This is a genomic window from Streptomyces achromogenes (genome assembly GCF_030816715.1).
GTDB lineage: Bacteria > Actinomycetota > Actinomycetes > Streptomycetales > Streptomycetaceae > Streptomyces > Streptomyces achromogenes_A.
Genome location: NZ_JAUSYH010000001.1, coordinates 1,336,530 through 1,352,766, shown reverse-complemented (window position 1 = coordinate 1,352,766; position 16,237 = coordinate 1,336,530). Strand labels below are relative to the sequence as shown.

The window sequence follows — 16,237 nt, the reverse complement described above, 5'->3', positions numbered from 1 at the left end:
CTAGGGAAGCGGACGTTGCAACCACGTTGCGCGCGAGCAGGGCACGCAGGCACGTGGCAGGCAGGCACCTGGCAGGCAGGGCAAAGCGCCCGGTACCGAGCGTCGACGGCATGGTGCGATGGGCCGTGGTCCCTAGGGGCGCGCCCACCCCGGTGGGGTCGTCAGCTCCGCCTCGAGTGAGGCGAGGCGCGTCCGTGTCGCCGCCGTCGGACGGGCCTTGGCGAGTGCCCGCCACACGTCGATGTCGTCCTCGCCCCACGGCGCGTGCGCCCAGTCCGCCAGCAGGTCGGGGTCGCCGCAGGCGATCAGTGCGGCGCGCAGCCCCTCGGTGAGCCGACGTCTGAGCCGGACCACCGCCGGCGCCTGCGACCCCGGCAGCGGTGGTCCGGCATACGCCGTCGCCGCCGCCGTCACGGCGCCGGTCGCGAGCCGTCTCTCGACGACGGCCAGGTCCGACTCGCAGGCGACCGTGAGGCGGTAGGGGCGCGACGCGAGCAGACCGGGGCCGAGGATTCCGCGCAGCCGGGCGAGTTCGGCCCGCAGGGTCACCGGCGTCACCGACTCGTCCTCGTACAGCGCGCACAGCAGCTCGTCGCCGGTCAGTCCTTCGGGGTGCCGGGCCAGGAGCAGCAGGATCTCGCTGTGCCGACGACTCAGCCGCAACTCCCGGTCGCCGGTGACCAGTCGCGCCTCGTCCCGGCCCAGCACGCTCAGCCGCGGAGTGTCGGCACCGGGCCGCGCCGGGGCGAGCAGGGCCAGATGGGCCTCGGCGGCCCGGGCGACGGCCTGGACGAAACCCAGGCTGTGCGGATGCGCCAGCCCGTTGCCGCCCGTGATGTCCACGGCTCCCAGCACCCGACCGGTGCGGGGGTCGTGCACCGGCGCGGCCGCGCACGTCCACGGTTGCACCCGTCGTATGAAGTGCTCGGCCGCGAACACCTGCACCGGCCGGTCCAGGGCGACAGCCGTGCCCGGGGCGTTGGTCCCGACCGCGTTCTCCGACCACCGAGCCCCGGGCACGAAGTTCATCCGCCCCGCGTTCCGCCGGGTCTCCGCGTGGCCCTCCACCCACAACAGCCGTCCGTGCGCGTCACACACCGCCAGAAGATGCTCGCCGTCCGCGGCGAACGTGCCCATCAGCTCGCGGAACAGCGGCATCACCCGCGCCAGCGGATGCTCCGACCGGTAGGTTCCGAGGTCGCCGTCGGTCAGCTCCACGTCGGCGGTGCCGTCGGGGCCGACGCCGGCCCGCGCCGAACGCCGCCACGAGTCGGCCACGACGGCACGCACCGGACGCGGCACGGTGCCGGCCTCCGTGAACGTCTCATGGGCCCGGCGCAGAATCCGCACCCGCTCGGCGGGGTCGGCCCCCGGTTCGAGGGCCACCCAGGGATCGGTCAACTCGTCCTCCTGGAAGGCGATACGGCTGGAGACATCGTCACGCCGGGTACGCGGGCCGACAACCGTCCGGACGGCCCTCACCGAAACCAGTTCCTCCGGTCCCGTCCGTCCCGGTCCCGTGCGTTCCGGGTCGCCCGGGCTGGCGCGGCCGAGGAGCCGCCCGGAATGCTCCGGTGTCGGTCCGGACCGGGATCGGGGCGATCGGCGTCCGACACCTCATGGTGTCCCATCACCCGCGGCCGTGTGCCCTGCGTCCGGAATCCGTGGACGGCCCCGCGTTTGTGGACAACCTCCTCACGCGAACGGGGAGTTCCGCTGTCCGGCGCGTCCACCGGTTCCGTCAGGTTCACCGGTCCGGTGCGGTGGCGAGGGCGTCCTCGGCACGCCGGCAGACAGGGCCTCCTCGGCGCGCCGCCCGGCACGCCCAGCAGACACGGTGTGTTCGGCAGGGCGGGTCGATCGGTTCGCGGGAACGAACACCGCGCACGCAACGGCCGCGGTCCGAGCCGCTCAGCCCCGATCGGCGGCCGGCCCGTTCGGCCCTCAGTCCGCTCGGACCCGCTCCGCGACCGCCGCCGGGTCGTCCAGCACGGCCCGCACCACCGAGTGCGCGGCGCCGAGCAGCGGTCCTTCGGGACCCAGACGCGAGACGGAGACAGGACGAGCGGGCCCCGCGGTGCGCCGGGAGAGCTCGGTCTCGAGCGACGGGAGGAGCCAGGGCGCGAGGCCGGCCAGGGCGCCGCCCAGCACGACTCCCTCCGGGTCCAGCAGGTTGAGCGCTCCGGTCAGGGCGATGCCGAGCGATGTTCCGGCCTCCCGCAGGGCACGCCGTACGTCCGGATCGCCTTCCGCGGCCCGTCCGGCGAGGAGACCGACGCGGTCCTCGCCCGGTTCCAGCCCGGCTGCGCGCAGCACCGCCTCCTCGCCGGCGTACTGTTCCAGACACCCGCGCCCGCCGCACACGCACGCCGGGCCGTCGGGGTGCACCGGTACATGGCCGAGCTCGCCCGCGAAACCGCGGGTGCCGCGCAGCAGGGCGCCGTCCACGACGAGCGCGGCACCGATGCCGATCTCGGCCGACACGTGCAGGAAGTCCCTCGGCGTGTCCGTGCCGAGCCAGAGTTCGGCCAGGCCGCCGAAATTGGCCTCGTTGTCCACGGTCAAGGGGTACTCCCCGGGCAGCAGCGCGCCGAGATCGACGTCCTGCCAGTCGAGGTTCGGCGCGCGCACGACCGTACGGGCGTCCCGGGCCACGAGGCCCGGAACGGCGACGGACAGCCCGGCAGGCCACAGCCCCGCGCGTTCCGCGGCCCCGACGACCTGGTGCAGGAGTTCAGTCAGCTCCCCGACGACCGGCTCGGGGGAGCGGCCGCGGTTCGTGCCGTGTCGCACGGCCCGCGCCCGCACCTCGCCGCGCAGGTCGACGGCACAGACCGCGAGGTGGTCGACTCCGATCTCGGCGCCTATGCCCGCCGGACCGTGCCCGCTGACCGCGAGCGCCGAACCGGGCCGGCCCACCCGGCCGGGGCGTTCCGGGCCGAGTTCCTCGAGCAGGCCGGTGCGTATGAGTTCGTCGACGAGGGTCGACACCGCTGCCCGGGTCAGACCGATCCGTGAGGCGACCGCGGCCCGCGAGAGCGAGCCCTCGGCACGGACGGCGTGCATCACCCGGGCCAGGTTGCGGCGGCGCATGCCCTGCTGGGTGTCGGGAGTCGCGCGCCCCCGGCCGGCCGGCCGGGCCTCGTGCAGCGGTGCGGTCATGCCTCCGTCGATTCGTCGATTCGTCGATGCCGGTCTGTCGAACGGGTCGGATTGTCGAGCGGGTCGGTTTCCTCGGTGGTCAGTGGGCGTTCGTGCTCCGCTCCAGCAGCGGGGACGCGTCGGAGAGTACCCCGGCGATTCTCGTCAGCGTCGCCTCGTCCCGCTCGACGGCATCGAGGACCGGGCCCCGGGCGGTGTTCCAGCGACGGGCGACGGCGGCCGGGTCCTCGCCGGTCAGCAGCCCCGCCGCCTGCGCGGCGGCCCCCAGCGCGACGAGTTCCTTCGCCTCCGGAACCTGCACCGGACGCCCCGACAGCCGGCGTACGGTCTGCTGCCAGGCCGTTCCCCGGGCGCCGCCGCCGATCAGCAGCAGGGGTGCCGAGCGGTCCGCGTCCTCGTCGAGGACGAGGTCGAGCGCACCGAGCAGGGAGTGCACGGCCCCGTCGTAGGCGGCCTGAAGCAGTTGGCCGGCGGTGGTGTCGTGACGCAGACCGTGCAGCACGCCCGACGCGTTCGGCAGGTTCGGGGTGCGCTCCCCGTCCAGATAGGGCAGGAGCGTGAGGTGTGCGGCGGGCTCGACGGCCTCGCGGCCCAGACCCAGCAGAGCGGCGACGCGGTCGACGGCGAGCGTGCAGTTCAGGGTGCAGGCCAGCGGCAGCCAGTCGCCGTGGGCGTCGGCGAAGCCGGCCACGGTGCCGGTGGGGTCGGTGGGGCGGCGCTTGGCCACCGCGTACACCGTGCCCGAGGTGCCGAGGCTCAGCACAGGCGTGCCGGGACGCAGCCCGAGGCCGAGCGCCGCCGCCGCGTTGTCCCCGGTGCCCGGAGCGACCAGCGTTCCCTTGGCGAACGGCAGGTCGTGGCTGTCGCGCACGGTGCCCGCCACCTCCCCGGGCCGCACCACGCGGGGCAGCAGGGCCGGGTCGAGCCCCACATGGGCGAGGATCTCCTCGTCGTACGCCTCGGTCCCCGAAGCCCACCAGCCGGTGCCCGACGCGTCGCCGCGATCGGTGGTCCCCTCGCCCGTCAGGCGCTCGGTGAGATAGTCGTGGGGGAGGCGTACGGCCTTGGTCGCGCGCAGAGCCTCCGGCTCGTTCTCCGCCAGCCACGCCCACTTCGTCACCGTGAAGGAGGCAGCCGGCACGGATCCGGTGCGCTCCGCCCAGAACTTCGCCCCGCCCAGCTCCTCGGTCAGCCGATGCGCCTGCGGAGCCGAACGGACGTCGTTCCACAGCAGCGCCGGGCGCACCGGCTCGCCCCGCTCGTCCAGCGAGACGAGTCCGTGCTGCTGGCCGCCGATCGACACGGCCGCCGCTTCGCGCGCGGCGTCGCCGCACTGGTGCAGCGCCTCGCGCAGGGCGTCCCACCACTGGCGCGGGTCGCTCTCGCGGCCGGCCCCCGAGGACACGGTGTGCGGTGCCTGACCGCTCGCCACAACGGCCCCGGTGGCGGCGTCCACGACCAGGACCTTCGTGGACTGGGTGGACGTGTCCACGCCGACGACGAGCGGACCCTCGGCTGCTGACATCGGGTTCTCCCTCAACTTTTTCCGCGGCTCTGCGGGATCTGTCTTCCCAGAGATGCGTCCGCATACTAATTTGTAAACGGCCATGACGAAATAGTTCGCCACCGCCCCGCACGACAGACTTCGAGCAAGGAGCCCGGCATGAGCTACCAGCCCACCCCCGACGACAGGTTCACCTTCGGCCTGTGGACCGTCGGCTGGCAGGGAAGGGACCCGTTCGGGGACGCCACGCGGCGCGCCCTCGACCCGGTCGAGACGGTGACGCGCCTGGCCGAGCTGGGCGCCTACGGCGTGACCTTCCACGACGACGACCTCATCCCGTTCGGATCCTCCGACAGCGAGCGCGAGGAGCACATCAAGCGCTTCCGGCAGGCCCTGGACACCACCGGCATGACCGTGCCGATGGCGACCACCAACCTCTTCACGCACCCCGTCTTCAAGGACGGCGCGTTCACCGCGAACGACCGCGACGTGCGCCGGTACGCCCTGCGCAAGACGATCCGCAACATCGACCTGGCCGCCGAGCTCGGCGCGAAGATCTACGTCGCCTGGGGCGGCCGTGAGGGCGCGGAGTCCGGTGCCGCCAAGGACGTCCGCGTGGCGCTCGACCGCATGAAGGAGGCCTTCGACCTCCTCGGCGAGTACGTGACCTCGCAGGGTTACGACCTGAAGTTCGCCATCGAGCCCAAGCCGAACGAGCCGCGCGGCGACATCCTGCTGCCCACCGTCGGCCACGCCCTGGCCTTCATCGAGCGCCTGGAGCGTCCGGAGCTGTACGGCGTCAACCCGGAGGTCGGCCACGAGCAGATGGCCGGCCTGAACTTCCCGCACGGCATCGCGCAGGCCCTGTGGGCGGGCAAGCTCTTCCACATCGACCTCAACGGCCAGTCCGGCATCAAGTACGACCAGGACCTGCGATTCGGCGCCGGAGACCTGCGTTCCGCGTTCTGGCTGGTCGACCTGCTGGAGAGCGCCGGTTACGCGGGTCCGAAGCACTTCGACTTCAAGCCGCCGCGCACCGAGGACCTCGACGGCGTGTGGGCGTCGGCGGCGGGCTGCATGCGCAACTACCTGATCCTCAAGGAGCGCGCGGCCGCCTTCCGCGGTGACCCGGAGGTCCAGGAGGCCCTGCGCGCCTCCCGCCTCGACGAGCTGGCCCAGGCCACCGCCGCCGACGGCCTGGAGAGCCTGCTCGCCGACCGCAGCGCCTTCGAGGACTTCGCCCCCGAGGCGGCCGCCGCCCGCGGCATGGCCTTCGAGCAGCTCGACCAGCTCGCGATGGACCACCTGCTGGGCGCCCGGAGCTGAACCGCACGCGCGTGTGTGTGGCTGTGCGGCGCAACTCGGGGCCACACACGCGCGTGTGCGAACGCCGAGCGGTCACACGCACGCGTTCCGCCCGGTGTTCCCCGTCCGGTCGGCCTCCGTACGCAATACGCCGGAATCATGCCCTCCATGCCATGAACCGGTATCAAGTCGCGTGCGGGGGTCGCCCTCCGAGCGGGTTCACGGCCACGCTGGGCGGTATGGCCATGCCGCCCGTACCGCCTCAGCCGCCCGGACCGCCGGGTGACATGCCGCCTCCCGGCGGCTTCGGACCGCCCACCGCCCCCTACGGAACCGGTGCGGCCGGTGATCCCGGTGGCCCCGGCCGGCGCCGCAGGAGCCCGCTCTTCGTGGTGTTCGCCCTGCTGGTCCTCGCCGCGGCCGTCGTCGCCGTCGTGCTGATGGCCTCGGGCGGCGGCGACTCGCCGGACGACCAACCGACGACGGGGGGCAGCGCCACGAGCTCTCCCGAGCCGTCCGCCGACCTTCCGTCGGGCCTGCCCAGCGACTTCCCCAGCAACCTCCCCAGCGCGCTGCCGAGCACGCTGCCGACCGAGCTGCCCAGCGAGCTGGAGTCGCTGCTGCCCTCGCTGGGGGATCTTGTGCCGTAGCCGTAGCCGTAGCCGTAGCCGTAGCCGTAGCCGTAGCCGTAGCCGTCGGCGTCACCCGCCCTGCGGCCGACGCGCGTGAGGCACGACGCCCGCGCGCCTACGGTGTGACCGCGGGAGGCACCTCCGCCGGGGAGGACGCCTCCGCCGGTGAAGACCCTGCCAGGAGGGAAGGCGTCTTCGTCGGCGAAGGCGCTTCCTCGCCGTCGGAGCGAGCTGCGGCCAGGGCCGTCGCCGGGTCGTCGGCGGCGTCCCCGGCCGGTGTCCAGCGACCGCCCTCCTTGCGGTACGGCCACCAGCGACCGTCCCGTCCCCACCGCAGTTGGCAGGCCTCACCGACGACCGTCCAGCGGTTGGCTCGCGCCCGCAGCGCCGGCCGCTCGTCGTCCTCCCAGGCGGTTTCCAGTGCGGCCCGCGCGCGGGCGAGCGCGTCGCCTTCGACGGCCCACTCCTCCTCCCACACCGACAGAGCCGCCGCCCCGCCGTGCTGCCAGGCCCGTACGGCCGAGGCCAGTTGTTCACGGCTGCGCCCCGACCCGGCGGCGAGCCGTCCGACCACGGCAGCGAGCCGATGCGCGTCCGGACGGCCGCCGACGGCACCGGTCGCCAGACGTACGGCGTCCTGCCCGGCCGACAACCGTCCCGCGTCCGCACACGGCCCCGGAGGTTCGTGCAGCGCCTGCGCGAGCAACAGGTGTGCCGCGGCGGCGGTCCTGGCGGCCAGGTGCTCCAGAGCGGCGGGCTCCACCCCGGGCGGGGGCGGCGTGTCCGTGTCCAAGGCGGGCGGAACGCCCGGCTCCGGCGGGAGTGCGGGCGCGGCGGGCAACGCGGGCAGGATGTCCCCGGCCGCGTACGCCTCCGCCGCGTCCACTCCTTCGGCTCGGGGTTCCGCCGACGCCGATGCCGCCGGAGTGCCGGCGCCGCGGTCCTGGAGGCCGTCCAGGAGGACCCGTTCGGCCCGGCCCCGAAGCAGCAGCAGGACGAACGGATCCTGGTCGAGCAGCCTTGCCACCTGGTAGCAGACGGCCGCCGTGTGATCGCAGTGGTCCCAGGCGCCGCAGTCGCACTCCGCCTCCAGGTCGCCGAGCCCCGGCAGCAGGTGGACACCCGCGGCGCCGGCGTCCTCGACGAGATCGGGCGGCATCTCGCGGTCGAGCAGCGCAGCCGTGTGGCCGGCCCGTTCGGCCGTCAGATCCAGGAAGCGGTCCCACTGCGCGTCCGAAAGGGTGTCGAGCAGCACGTCCGCCCGGTGCGGCGTGCGGTCACGGCTGCGGACGACGGCCGTGATGCGGCCCGGCCGCACGGTCACCGCGCCCACGGAGCCCGCGCGCGCGAGTCGCCGGCCCGCCCTCACCTGCTCCCCGTCCATGGCCCCGTCCTCGAGGGCCGTGAGCCACGCCCTGCCCCACCAGGTCTGCGCGAACCCCGTCCCGTGCGCGGGAGGCAGGGCCGCGAACGTGCGCTCCTCGATTCCCTTGATTCCCTCGATGTGTCCCTCGTCGCGCCGCCCGGCGCTGTCGTGCCGGTTCATCGCGTGCTCCCTCGCAGCTCCACCAGGTCGGCCAGTTCGGCGTCCGTCAGCTCCGTGAATGCCGCCTCGCCGGCCTTGAGGACGGCGTCCGCGACAGCCTGCTTGCGTCGCAGCATGTCGGCGATGCGGTCCTCGATCGTCCCCTCGGCGATCAGCCGGTGCACCTGAACGGGCCGGGTCTGGCCGATGCGGTACGCGCGGTCGGTGGCCTGTGCCTCGACGGCCGGATTCCACCAGCGGTCGTAGTGCACGACGTGCTCCGCGCGCGTGAGGTTGAGCCCGGTGCCCGCAGCCCGCAGGGACAGCAGGAACACGGGGACCTCGCCGTCCTGGAAGCGCCGGACCATGGCCTCGCGCTCGGCGACCGGTGTGCCGCCGTGCAGGAACAGGGTGGGCACGCCCCGCGCGGCAAGGTGGTGTTCCAGCAGCCGCGCCAGGCGCACGTACTGCGTGAAGACCAGCACGCTCGCCCCCTCGGCGAGGAGAACGTCGAGCAGTTCGTCGAGGAGCTCCAGCTTCCCGGAGCGTCCGGCGGTCCTCGGCCGGTCCTCCTTGAGGTACTGCCCGGGATGGTTGCAGATCTGCTTGAGACCGGTCAGCAGTTTCACGATCAGGCCGCGCCGCGCCATGGCGTCGGCTTCGGCGATCGCCGCCAGGGTCTCGCGTACCACGGCCTCGTACAGGCCCGCCTGCTCGTCGGTGAGGGAGACGGGCCGGTCGGTCTCGGTCTTCGGCGGCAGCTCCGGCGCGATACCCGGGTCCGACTTACGTCGGCGGAGCAGGAACGGTCCGACCAGCCGGGCGAGCCGCTCCGCCGCCGCCGGATCCCCGCCGCCCTCGACGGCTCGCGCATAGCGCGCGCGGAAGGGGCCGAGCCGGCCCAGAAGGCCCGGTGTCGTCCAGTCCAGGATCGCCCACAGCTCCGACAGATTGTTCTCCACCGGGGTGCCCGTGAGGGCCACCCGCGCGCGTGTGCCGATGGTGCGCAGCGCCCGCGCGGTCGCCGAGTACGGGTTCTTCACGTGCTGGGCCTCGTCCGCCACGACCAGGCCCCAGGGGACCGCGCCGAGCCGTTTCGCGTCCATCCTCAGCGTGCCGTAGGTCGTGAGCACGAACTCCCCGTCGGCCGGCTCCGCGAGGTCACGACGGGGGCCGTGGAAGCGGCGCACCGGTGTGCCCGGGGCGAACCTCTCGATCTCCCGCTGCCAATTGCCCATCAGGGACGTCGGACAGACCACGAGGGTGGGGCCCGCGGCCGCGGCGTCCGTCTGGCGGTGCAGGTGCAGGGCGATCAGCGTGACGGTCTTGCCCAGCCCCATGTCGTCCGCCAGGCAGCAGCCCAGGCCGAGGGCCGTGTTCCGGGCCAGCCAGTCCAGCCCGCGCCGCTGGTAGTCGCGCAGGGTGGCGTCGAGGGCGGCGGGCTGCGCCACCGGCTGGTGCCCCTCGGGCCGCGTCAGCCGCTCCCGCAGGGCCGCCAGCCACCCGGCGGGCTCCACGTCGACCCGACTGCCGTCCACCTCCGCGGAGCCCGTGAGAGCCGCGCTCAGGGCGTCCACGGGCGTCAACTCGCGGTCCTGCCGGGCGCCGGCCCGACGCAGCTCCCCGGGGTCGATCAGAACCCACCGGTCATGCAGCCGCACCAGGGGCCGCTTCGCCTCGGCCAGGCGGTCCAGCTCCTCACGCGTGAGCTGCTGTCCGCCGAGCCCGAACCGCCAGGTGAACGTCAGGAGTGCGTCCGCGGACAGGAACGACGGCGTGTCCGACCCCGTGCGTGGCGACGCCGGGCCCTCCTCCGGGGGGCCCACGACCGCACGGGTGGTCAGCGTGCGGACCAGTTCCCGGGGCCAGTGCACGTCGACCCCTGCCTTCGCCAGCGCGCGAGAACCGTCTCCCAGGAGATCGATCATCTCCTCGTCGACGAGATCGACGGCCTCGGGGACCGTGGTCGACAGCAGTGGGGTGAGCGCGGGCCAGGCCCGCGCGGCACGGCGCAGGGCGAGCAGGGCGTCCGTCCGCGCGCGGGGTCCGAACGCCTCGCGCGTCACCTCGGGGCCGCCCCAGAGCGCGGCGGCGTCGGCGACGAGCGCGGGATCGCCGACGCTGTGCACCTGCGGCACAGCCCGGAAGCCGGGCGCTGCTCCCCCGAGGTCGAGGTCGAGGCCGGGGCCGAGGTCGGCGGTGGCGGATGTCGGCGCACCGGTTCCGCGGACGCCGGTTCCGGACTCGGCCGCGCCGCTTTCGCCGACGGCCGGTTCGCCGACCGGCGGTTCGTGTCCGGTGACCCCCGACGCCCCGATGCCCGACACCTCGATCCGCAGCGAGACCCGTACGCCGGCGTCGTGGCCCGCGGCGACGTCGGCCGCCCAGCCGCGCAGCTCCGGCACGGCCCGCGGCTCCCGCGCCGCATACGCGGGTCCGCCGGTCACGAACTCCGCGGCGGGCGTACGGGGCAGCGCGTCCGCGACGGCGTCCAGAAAGGCGCGCAGCAGCCGCTCGGGGCCGGGGAGCCGCGGCGGCAGGGCGTCGTCGACCGGTACGGCGTGCGCCTCGGGCGGCATGGAGGCGGCCAGTCGGCGTACCTGCTCGACGTCGTCCGGGCCCAGGGGACCGGCCCGCCAGGCGTCGTGATCCTGCGCGGACAGGCCGGGCAGCAACAGACCGCGTGCCGTGAGAGCCAGGGACAGCAGGGCGGCCGCACCCCAGAACGCGGTGGAGCGGTGGGCGTCCGGGGCGGCACGCGCGTGGACGAGGACGGGAAGGGCGTCCGGCACCGGCAGCAGCAGGACGGGTACGCGGGTGACCGCCACGCCGGAGTCGGTCGGGCGGACGACGGCCAGGCTCGCGGACGGATCCTGCGCCCCCCGCGACCCTGGAACGGGAGGGGTCTCGCCGTCGGATCGCCAGAACGCGACGCTGCCGGGCCGGCCCTGGGCGCAGGGCACGAACAGGGCGCAGCAGCGGACCAGTTCGGAGGTCCGAGGTGATACTTCCGTGGGAACCCTCTGCACGGTGATGAGCCTGCTCCTCAAGTTTGACTACCGGGGCGGAGTCGTCGAGGGTACAGCACTCGGGAGGGGAGCGCGCACGGTATTCCGGCGGGCCGGCCGGGGCCCCCGCGGCACGTCCGGAGTCGAGGGACTCTCAGGCGCCTCGGGGGCGTCTCGGGGGCGCAGTTCAGGGACGTCTCAGGGTCCCTTCCGGAACCGCGGGCGGCGCGGAGCCGTTTTCATGGCAGAGAGCGGCAACGGCCGCGCAAGGAGGCGACGCATACATGTCGAAGAACGCGAAGATCGCCGCAGGGGGTGTGGCGGTAGGGCTCCTCCTGCTGATCTGGCTGCCCTGGTGGGCCGCCCTGCTGATCGTGGTGGGGGTTCCCGCGGCGGCCTACCTCACGCTGGATCCGTCGCAACGGCGCAGACTACGCCGTGTCACGCGCAAGGAGCTCGGCCGCTGAGCGACGGGGACCGCGCGGCGGTCCCCGTCGTCCGGTCGGGAAGGCTCGACCGCCCTCACAGAGGTCGTACGGCCATCTTGTCGAGCGCCTCCAGCAGTCCGGGCAGTTCGGGGCCGCGCCCGACCGGCAGCACCTCGCCGGGCTCATCGTCGAGCAGCACGAACGCGATGTCGTCGGTCCTGGCGACGAGCGACCAGCCGGGGCCGTCGGCGCGCAGTGTCCGCGCGTCACCGGGAGCGAACGAGGACCGCACCCGCCCGAGCGGAGGCGGGCTGTCCACGTAGGCGCGCACCTCGGCCAGGACCCGCCGGATCCCGCTGTGCCCGCCACCCGGCGAGGCCTTGCCGGCCGCGTCGGCCCCTGCGGCCTCCGCGGCCCGGTCCGTCTCCGCCGTCAGCCGTCCGGACCGCCCGGCCTCGGCGTCGGACCGGTCGGACCGGTTGGACCAGTCGGTCCCGGCCAGGTCGGCCTCACCGTCGCGGCCGGCCTCGCCCGCGGCCCCTGCGGCTGCCTCCGCGCGCTCCCGTGACGGCGCGAACTCCGCGTCGTCGATCTGCTCCCGCCACAGGGCCCACTGGAGCGCGATCTCGTCTGCGCCCAGCCGGCGCTGCGCCGGACCCCAGGTGCTGGTGTCCGGAGGCGTCAGTGCGGGACCGTCCGCGATGTCCGGGGCGGGGTCGTGCGGCGCGGGCACGCCCGGAGCCGCGACGGCGACCGCCAGCGGCCAGCCGGGCAGCGCGGCGACGACCGTCCGCTCGTCGGGCGACAGGTCGTACTCCATGCCGCAGTCCCACGAGGCGATGGCGACGGCCACCAAGGACACGTCGTCGATGACGACGGTCCACCGTGCCCCTCCGCCGTCCTGGCCCAGCACCAGGCCGTACCCGTCGGCGAGCGGCGGCATGCCGAGCGCCGCGCAGGCCTCCGGATAGTCGTCGCCCAGCGCGCTCGGGAACTTCGCCGGCGTCAACAGCACCGCCGTGAGCACATAGAGCGCGTCGTCCGCGGCGGCGACGGTGTCCTCGTCCGTCCCGGCCATCCCAGCCTCCCCATCGGTTCGTCCAACCGCGCGCACCCTAGTGCGGCGAGAAGGCGCTTGTCACGACCGGCCGACATACCCGGAGCTGCAGGTTTCCGACCGGACGGGGCGAATCGACCACGGGCGACCGTCGGATGCGTCACGCTGCCGGCAGTCCGAGGAGTTCGCGTGCCACGGTCTGCGGCGATTCGTCGCGTTCCCGCGCCAGGGCGATCACGGCGCGACAGGCCAGTTCGTTGACCCCGAAGGACAGCGCCTCCGGCGACACCCAGTCCGCCGCCTCGTCGATTCTGTCCTGATCGTCCTCCGCGCAGGCCGAGACGTACACGGCGGCTGCCTCGAACAGATTGTGCGTGCGCTTTCCGCCCGTGCGCGCCGTCCCGCCCGGACCTCCCGCGTCACCCGGACCGGACCGCGCGCGCCTCGCGCCGAGGAATCCTCCGTAGGCCTTGCGTATCGCACCGAACATGCCGACCGCCTTCCCAGTGCCTCAATGCGTCGACGGGCCGTTTATCTCCCGCTGCTCACCCTGGAGTTGCCCGTCCGGCGGCCGAAGGGAACGGAGTTGCGGTCACGGTTCAGGCGTCGAGCGCGTCGAGCGCGTCGAGCGTGTCGCGCAGCCAGGTGAGCTCGGCCTGTGAGGTGGCCCGGGCGATGGTCAGGATGCCGCGCCGGAACGGGTCCGTCAGCTCCTCGGCCCGCACCGGCCGGTCGCCGTCGTAGAAGAAGCTCGCAGGTTCCTCGAGGAAGGCCAGCCGGCGGCGCAGCACCGCGGCCTGGGCGGCGGAGTCGTCCAGGTGCCGCAGGAAGGCCAGCACCGTGAACCATCGGTTCTCGTCGGTGATGTCGCGCGGGTCGGGTTCGGCGAGCCGCCTGCGCAGCTCGCCCCGGCCGTCGGCGGAGAGGCGCAGGACGTGCCGTGGAGCGGCTACCGCGCCGGGCTCCGTGGCGCGCACCAGGAGGCCCGCCTTCTCCAGGCGCTTGATCGCCGGGTACAGGGTGCTCTCCGCCACGGGGCGTACGTGGCCGGTGAGCGCGGTGATGCGCTTGCGCAGCTCGTAGCCGTGCAACGGGGCGTCGAACAGGAAGCCGAGGACGGCGAGCTCCAGCATGCCCGCATTCTGCCGCAGGCCAGGTGTACCTCGCCGACTGGGTACCCCGAGTTATTAATACCCTGTTGACGCAATACATCGTAGCCGATGTATTGTCGTCGCGATCCTCATGGTGATCGATCCGGACGGACGGACGACGACGAGGACCCGAGGGGGAGCGATGCAGCAGACCGAGTTCGACGACCGGGGCAGCCGAGTGCGCTGGACGGAGGCCGGGGGCGGCGGGCCGGCGCGGGTGTACGTGCACGGACTGGGCGCGGCCTCGACCGTGTATCACGCACACGTGGCGGCGCGGCCGGAGCTGGCCGGCCGTCGGAGCATGTTCGTCGACCTGCCGGGTCACGGCATCAGCGACCGCCCCGCGGACTTCGGCTACACGCTCGAGGAACACGCCGACGCCCTGGCGGCCGCACTGGACGCGGCGGAAGTGAGCGGCGCCGAACTGGTCGCCCACAGCATGGGCGGCTCCGTGGCCGTCGTCCTGGCCCACCGCCGGCCCGACCTGGTCGCCCGGCTGGTGCTGACCGAGGCCAACCTCGACGCCTCCCCGCCGCCCGCCGCAGGCAGCAGCGGCATCGCCGCGTACCCGGAGGACGAGTTCGTCGCCGGCGGGTACGCGCGCGTGCTGGACGAGGTCGGACCCCTGTGGGCCGCGACGATGCGGCTCGCCGACCCGCGCGCACTGCACCGCAGCGCCGTCGGTCTGCGGCGCGGATCCGATCCGGTCATGCGCGAGATCCTGACTGGGCTCCACTCGGTGGAACGCGTCTACCTGCAGGGTGAGCTCACCGGCCCGCTCGACGGAGCGGACGCGCTGGAGGCCGCGGGGGTGCGCGTGGTCACGGTGCCGGGTGCCGGCCACAACGTCATGTTCGACAACCCCGACGCGTTCGTCCGGGCGATCACCGGCGGCGAGTGACCCCTCAGTCCCCGCGTACGGCCACTGCCAGGAACCGCGCGTCCTCGTCGACGTAGGACGTCATGCGCCACCCCGATCCCGCCAGCAGAGGGCGGAGGCTGGGTTCCGCCCGCAGATCCTCCGGAGTGATCCGCCGGCCCTGGCGGGCGGCGAGCGCTGCCCGGCCGATGGGGTGGAACAGCGCCAGTGTGCCGCCCGGACGCACCACACGCGCCAACTCGCGCAGGTTCTCCGCCGGCCGGGGCAGATGGGCGACGAGGCCCGCGCCGAAGACGGCGTCCAGGGCCCCGGAGCGCAGTGGGAGGGCCGTGACGTCCGCGAGCACCAGCCGCCCGTCGCGGTCGCGTCCGGCCCGTACGGCGGCCTCCAGCATGGCCGGCGTCAGATCGACCCCGACGACCACTCCCGAACGCCCCACGGCGGCACGCAGCGGCGTCAGAGCCCGCCCGGTGCCGCAGCCGGCGTCCAGCACGCGGTCCCCCTCGCGCAACCCGAGGCCTTCGACCGCGGCCGCGTAGGCGGGACCGTCGTCGGGGAACCGGTCGTCCCAACCGGCGGCACGGGCACCGAAGAACTCCTGAACGTGTGTGTGATGGTCGCTCATTCCCCGCATGATCCCTCACCTGTCCGGAGGACGCCTCGGCGCACATGTTCGAGCGTGACCCGATCGTTCAGGCGCATCTCTGGGTCATATTCCAACAGCTTTCGAAATGCGCCGCCCTTGTGCTCCCGTGCCCCGGCTAGCGTCCCTTGGCCATGGGACACCTGGACCACGCCGCCTTCGGCTGGCTGACCCCCGTGCTGTCGTACGCGATGGCCTGCATCGGCGCCGCCCTCGGGCTGCGCTGCACCATGCGCGCGCTCGGCGCCTCCGGGCGCTCACGCCGCAACTGGCTGATCACCGCCGCGTCGGCGATCGGCACCGGCATCTGGACCATGCACTTCGTGGCCATGCTCGGATTCGGCGTCACCGGCACCGACATCCGCTACGACGTCCCCCTGACCGTCCTCAGCCTTCTCGTGGCCATGGTCGTGGTCTGCGCCGGCGTCTTCGCCGTCGGCTACGGCGCCGACCGCACGCGCGCGTTGCTGATCGGCGGGCTCACCACCGGCCTGGGCGTGGCGAGCATGCACTACCTGGGCATGGCAGCGGTCCGGCTGCACGGCGAGGTCACCTACGACGCGGTACGGGTGGGACTCTCCGTCCTGATCGCCGTCGTCGCGGCGACCGCGGCACTCTGGGCGGCGCTCAACATCAAGTCGCCGATCGCCGTCACCCTCGCCTCTCTCGTCATGGGCCTGGCGGTGAGCAGCATGCACTACACCGGCATGTTCGCGGTGCGGGTGCACGTCACTCCCTCGGGCGAGGCGCTGCCCGGGGCCACGGCGATGCAGTTCATCTTCCCCCTCGCCGTCGGCCTCGGGTCCTACCTCTTCCTGACCTCGGCCTTCGTCGCGCTGTCGCCCACCACGGGGGAGCGCGCGGCCTCCGCTTCGGCACAGCAGGCGGAGAACGCACAGGGCCTTCCGGGACGACAACAGGCACGGACCGTCTGACCGGCAC

The 16,237-nt window shown here is 73.8% G+C and carries 14 protein-coding genes; 5 read left to right on the top strand and 9 right to left on the bottom strand.

Annotated elements, in window-relative coordinates; translation table 11 throughout:
* Positions 1–132: 132 nt before the first annotated feature.
* The 3 genes from QF032_RS06015 to xylB form a co-directional block, all read right to left on the bottom strand.
* Entirely contained in the window at positions 133–1,401 is a 1,269-nt protein-coding gene (locus QF032_RS06015; protein WP_307055234.1) for a GAF domain-containing protein, read from the bottom strand.
* 543 nt (positions 1,402–1,944) lie between these two features.
* A complete protein-coding gene (locus QF032_RS06010) occupies positions 1,945–3,162 on the bottom strand; it encodes an ROK family transcriptional regulator (protein WP_307055232.1) in 1,218 nt (405 codons plus the stop codon).
* 79 nt (positions 3,163–3,241) lie between these two features.
* A complete protein-coding gene (gene xylB / locus QF032_RS06005; RefSeq protein ID WP_307040696.1) occupies positions 3,242–4,687 on the bottom strand; it encodes a xylulokinase in 1,446 nt (481 codons plus the stop codon).
* Between the two features lie 138 nt (positions 4,688–4,825).
* On the opposite strand from xylB, the gene xylA reads away from it, so the two are divergent.
* Both xylA and QF032_RS05995 read left to right on the top strand, forming a co-directional pair.
* Entirely contained in the window at positions 4,826–5,992 is a 1,167-nt protein-coding gene (gene xylA / locus QF032_RS06000; RefSeq protein ID WP_306954551.1) for a xylose isomerase, read from the top strand.
* A gap of 218 nt (positions 5,993–6,210) precedes the next feature.
* The gene (locus QF032_RS05995) at positions 6,211–6,621 is read left to right on the top strand and encodes a hypothetical protein (RefSeq protein WP_307055230.1); all 411 of its coding nucleotides are present in this window, start codon (positions 6,211–6,213) and stop codon (positions 6,619–6,621) included.
* A 97-nt stretch (positions 6,622–6,718) separates the two neighbouring features.
* Here the strand turns inward: QF032_RS05995 and QF032_RS05990 are convergent, their stop codons facing one another.
* Both QF032_RS05990 and QF032_RS05985 read right to left on the bottom strand, forming a co-directional pair.
* A complete protein-coding gene (locus tag QF032_RS05990; RefSeq protein WP_307040692.1) occupies positions 6,719–8,149 on the bottom strand; it encodes an SWF or SNF family helicase in 1,431 nt (476 codons plus the stop codon).
* Complete coding sequence (locus QF032_RS05985) at positions 8,146–11,157, bottom strand: DEAD/DEAH box helicase (protein WP_307055229.1); 3,012 nt, start codon at positions 11,155–11,157, stop codon at positions 8,146–8,148. Before QF032_RS05985 ends, QF032_RS05990 begins: the two co-directional genes overlap by 4 nt.
* 263 nt (positions 11,158–11,420) lie before the next feature.
* On the opposite strand from QF032_RS05985, the gene QF032_RS05980 reads away from it, so the two are divergent.
* Positions 11,421–11,603: a hypothetical protein gene (locus tag QF032_RS05980; RefSeq protein WP_053851965.1), complete on the top strand. Its 183-nt coding sequence runs from the start codon at positions 11,421–11,423 to the stop codon at positions 11,601–11,603.
* A 55-nt stretch (positions 11,604–11,658) separates the two neighbouring features.
* Here the strand turns inward: QF032_RS05980 and QF032_RS05975 are convergent, their stop codons facing one another.
* From QF032_RS05975 to QF032_RS05965, 3 genes are all read right to left on the bottom strand, one after another.
* Positions 11,659–12,642 (bottom strand): hypothetical protein, encoded by a 984-nt coding sequence (locus QF032_RS05975; protein WP_307055227.1) that lies wholly within the window; start codon positions 12,640–12,642, stop codon positions 11,659–11,661.
* A 139-nt stretch (positions 12,643–12,781) separates the two neighbouring features.
* Positions 12,782–13,111: a hypothetical protein gene (locus tag QF032_RS05970; protein ID WP_307055225.1), complete on the bottom strand. Its 330-nt coding sequence runs from the start codon at positions 13,109–13,111 to the stop codon at positions 12,782–12,784.
* Between the two features lie 109 nt (positions 13,112–13,220).
* Entirely contained in the window at positions 13,221–13,754 is a 534-nt protein-coding gene (locus tag QF032_RS05965; protein WP_307055223.1) for a PadR family transcriptional regulator, read from the bottom strand.
* 160 nt (positions 13,755–13,914) lie between these two features.
* Between QF032_RS05965 and QF032_RS05960 the strand changes: the two genes are divergently transcribed.
* Positions 13,915–14,673, top strand: a complete 759-nt coding sequence (locus QF032_RS05960) for an alpha/beta fold hydrolase (protein ID WP_306954561.1) — start codon at positions 13,915–13,917, stop codon at positions 14,671–14,673.
* A 4-nt stretch (positions 14,674–14,677) separates the two neighbouring features.
* Here QF032_RS05960 and QF032_RS05955 read toward each other — a convergent pair whose 3' ends face one another.
* Positions 14,678–15,277 carry a class I SAM-dependent methyltransferase gene (locus QF032_RS05955; protein WP_306954562.1) on the bottom strand — a complete coding sequence of 200 codons (600 nt, stop codon included), beginning with the start codon at positions 15,275–15,277 and terminating at the stop codon, positions 14,678–14,680.
* Positions 15,278–15,429: 152 nt separating this feature from the next.
* Here QF032_RS05955 and QF032_RS05950 point away from each other — a divergent pair, with 152 nt between their 5' ends.
* Positions 15,430–16,230: an MHYT domain-containing protein gene (locus tag QF032_RS05950; protein WP_307040681.1), complete on the top strand. Its 801-nt coding sequence runs from the start codon at positions 15,430–15,432 to the stop codon at positions 16,228–16,230.
* The last annotated feature ends 7 nt before the right edge of the window (positions 16,231–16,237 follow it).

Excerpts from the sequence above, each read along its gene's own strand:
- QF032_RS06010 (WP_307055232.1), bottom strand. The coding sequence starts at position 3,162 with ATGACCGCACCGCTGCACGAGGCCCGGCCGGCCGGCCGGGGGCGCGCG.
- xylB (WP_307040696.1), bottom strand. The coding sequence starts at position 4,687 with ATGTCAGCAGCCGAGGGTCCGCTCGTCGTCGGCGTGGACACGTCCACC.
- xylA (WP_306954551.1), top strand. The coding sequence starts at position 4,826 with ATGAGCTACCAGCCCACCCCCGACGACAGGTTCACCTTCGGCCTGTGG.
- QF032_RS05995 (WP_307055230.1), top strand. The coding sequence starts at position 6,211 with ATGGCCATGCCGCCCGTACCGCCTCAGCCGCCCGGACCGCCGGGTGAC.
- QF032_RS05990 (WP_307040692.1), bottom strand. The coding sequence starts at position 8,149 with ATGAACCGGCACGACAGCGCCGGGCGGCGCGACGAGGGACACATCGAG.
- QF032_RS05980 (WP_053851965.1), top strand. The coding sequence starts at position 11,421 with ATGTCGAAGAACGCGAAGATCGCCGCAGGGGGTGTGGCGGTAGGGCTC.
- QF032_RS05975 (WP_307055227.1), bottom strand. The coding sequence starts at position 12,642 with ATGGCCGGGACGGACGAGGACACCGTCGCCGCCGCGGACGACGCGCTC.
- QF032_RS05970 (WP_307055225.1), bottom strand. The coding sequence starts at position 13,111 with ATGTTCGGTGCGATACGCAAGGCCTACGGAGGATTCCTCGGCGCGAGG.
- QF032_RS05965 (WP_307055223.1), bottom strand. The coding sequence starts at position 13,754 with ATGCTGGAGCTCGCCGTCCTCGGCTTCCTGTTCGACGCCCCGTTGCAC.
- QF032_RS05960 (WP_306954561.1), top strand. The coding sequence starts at position 13,915 with ATGCAGCAGACCGAGTTCGACGACCGGGGCAGCCGAGTGCGCTGGACG.
- QF032_RS05955 (WP_306954562.1), bottom strand. The coding sequence starts at position 15,277 with ATGAGCGACCATCACACACACGTTCAGGAGTTCTTCGGTGCCCGTGCC.
- QF032_RS05950 (WP_307040681.1), top strand. The coding sequence starts at position 15,430 with ATGGGACACCTGGACCACGCCGCCTTCGGCTGGCTGACCCCCGTGCTG.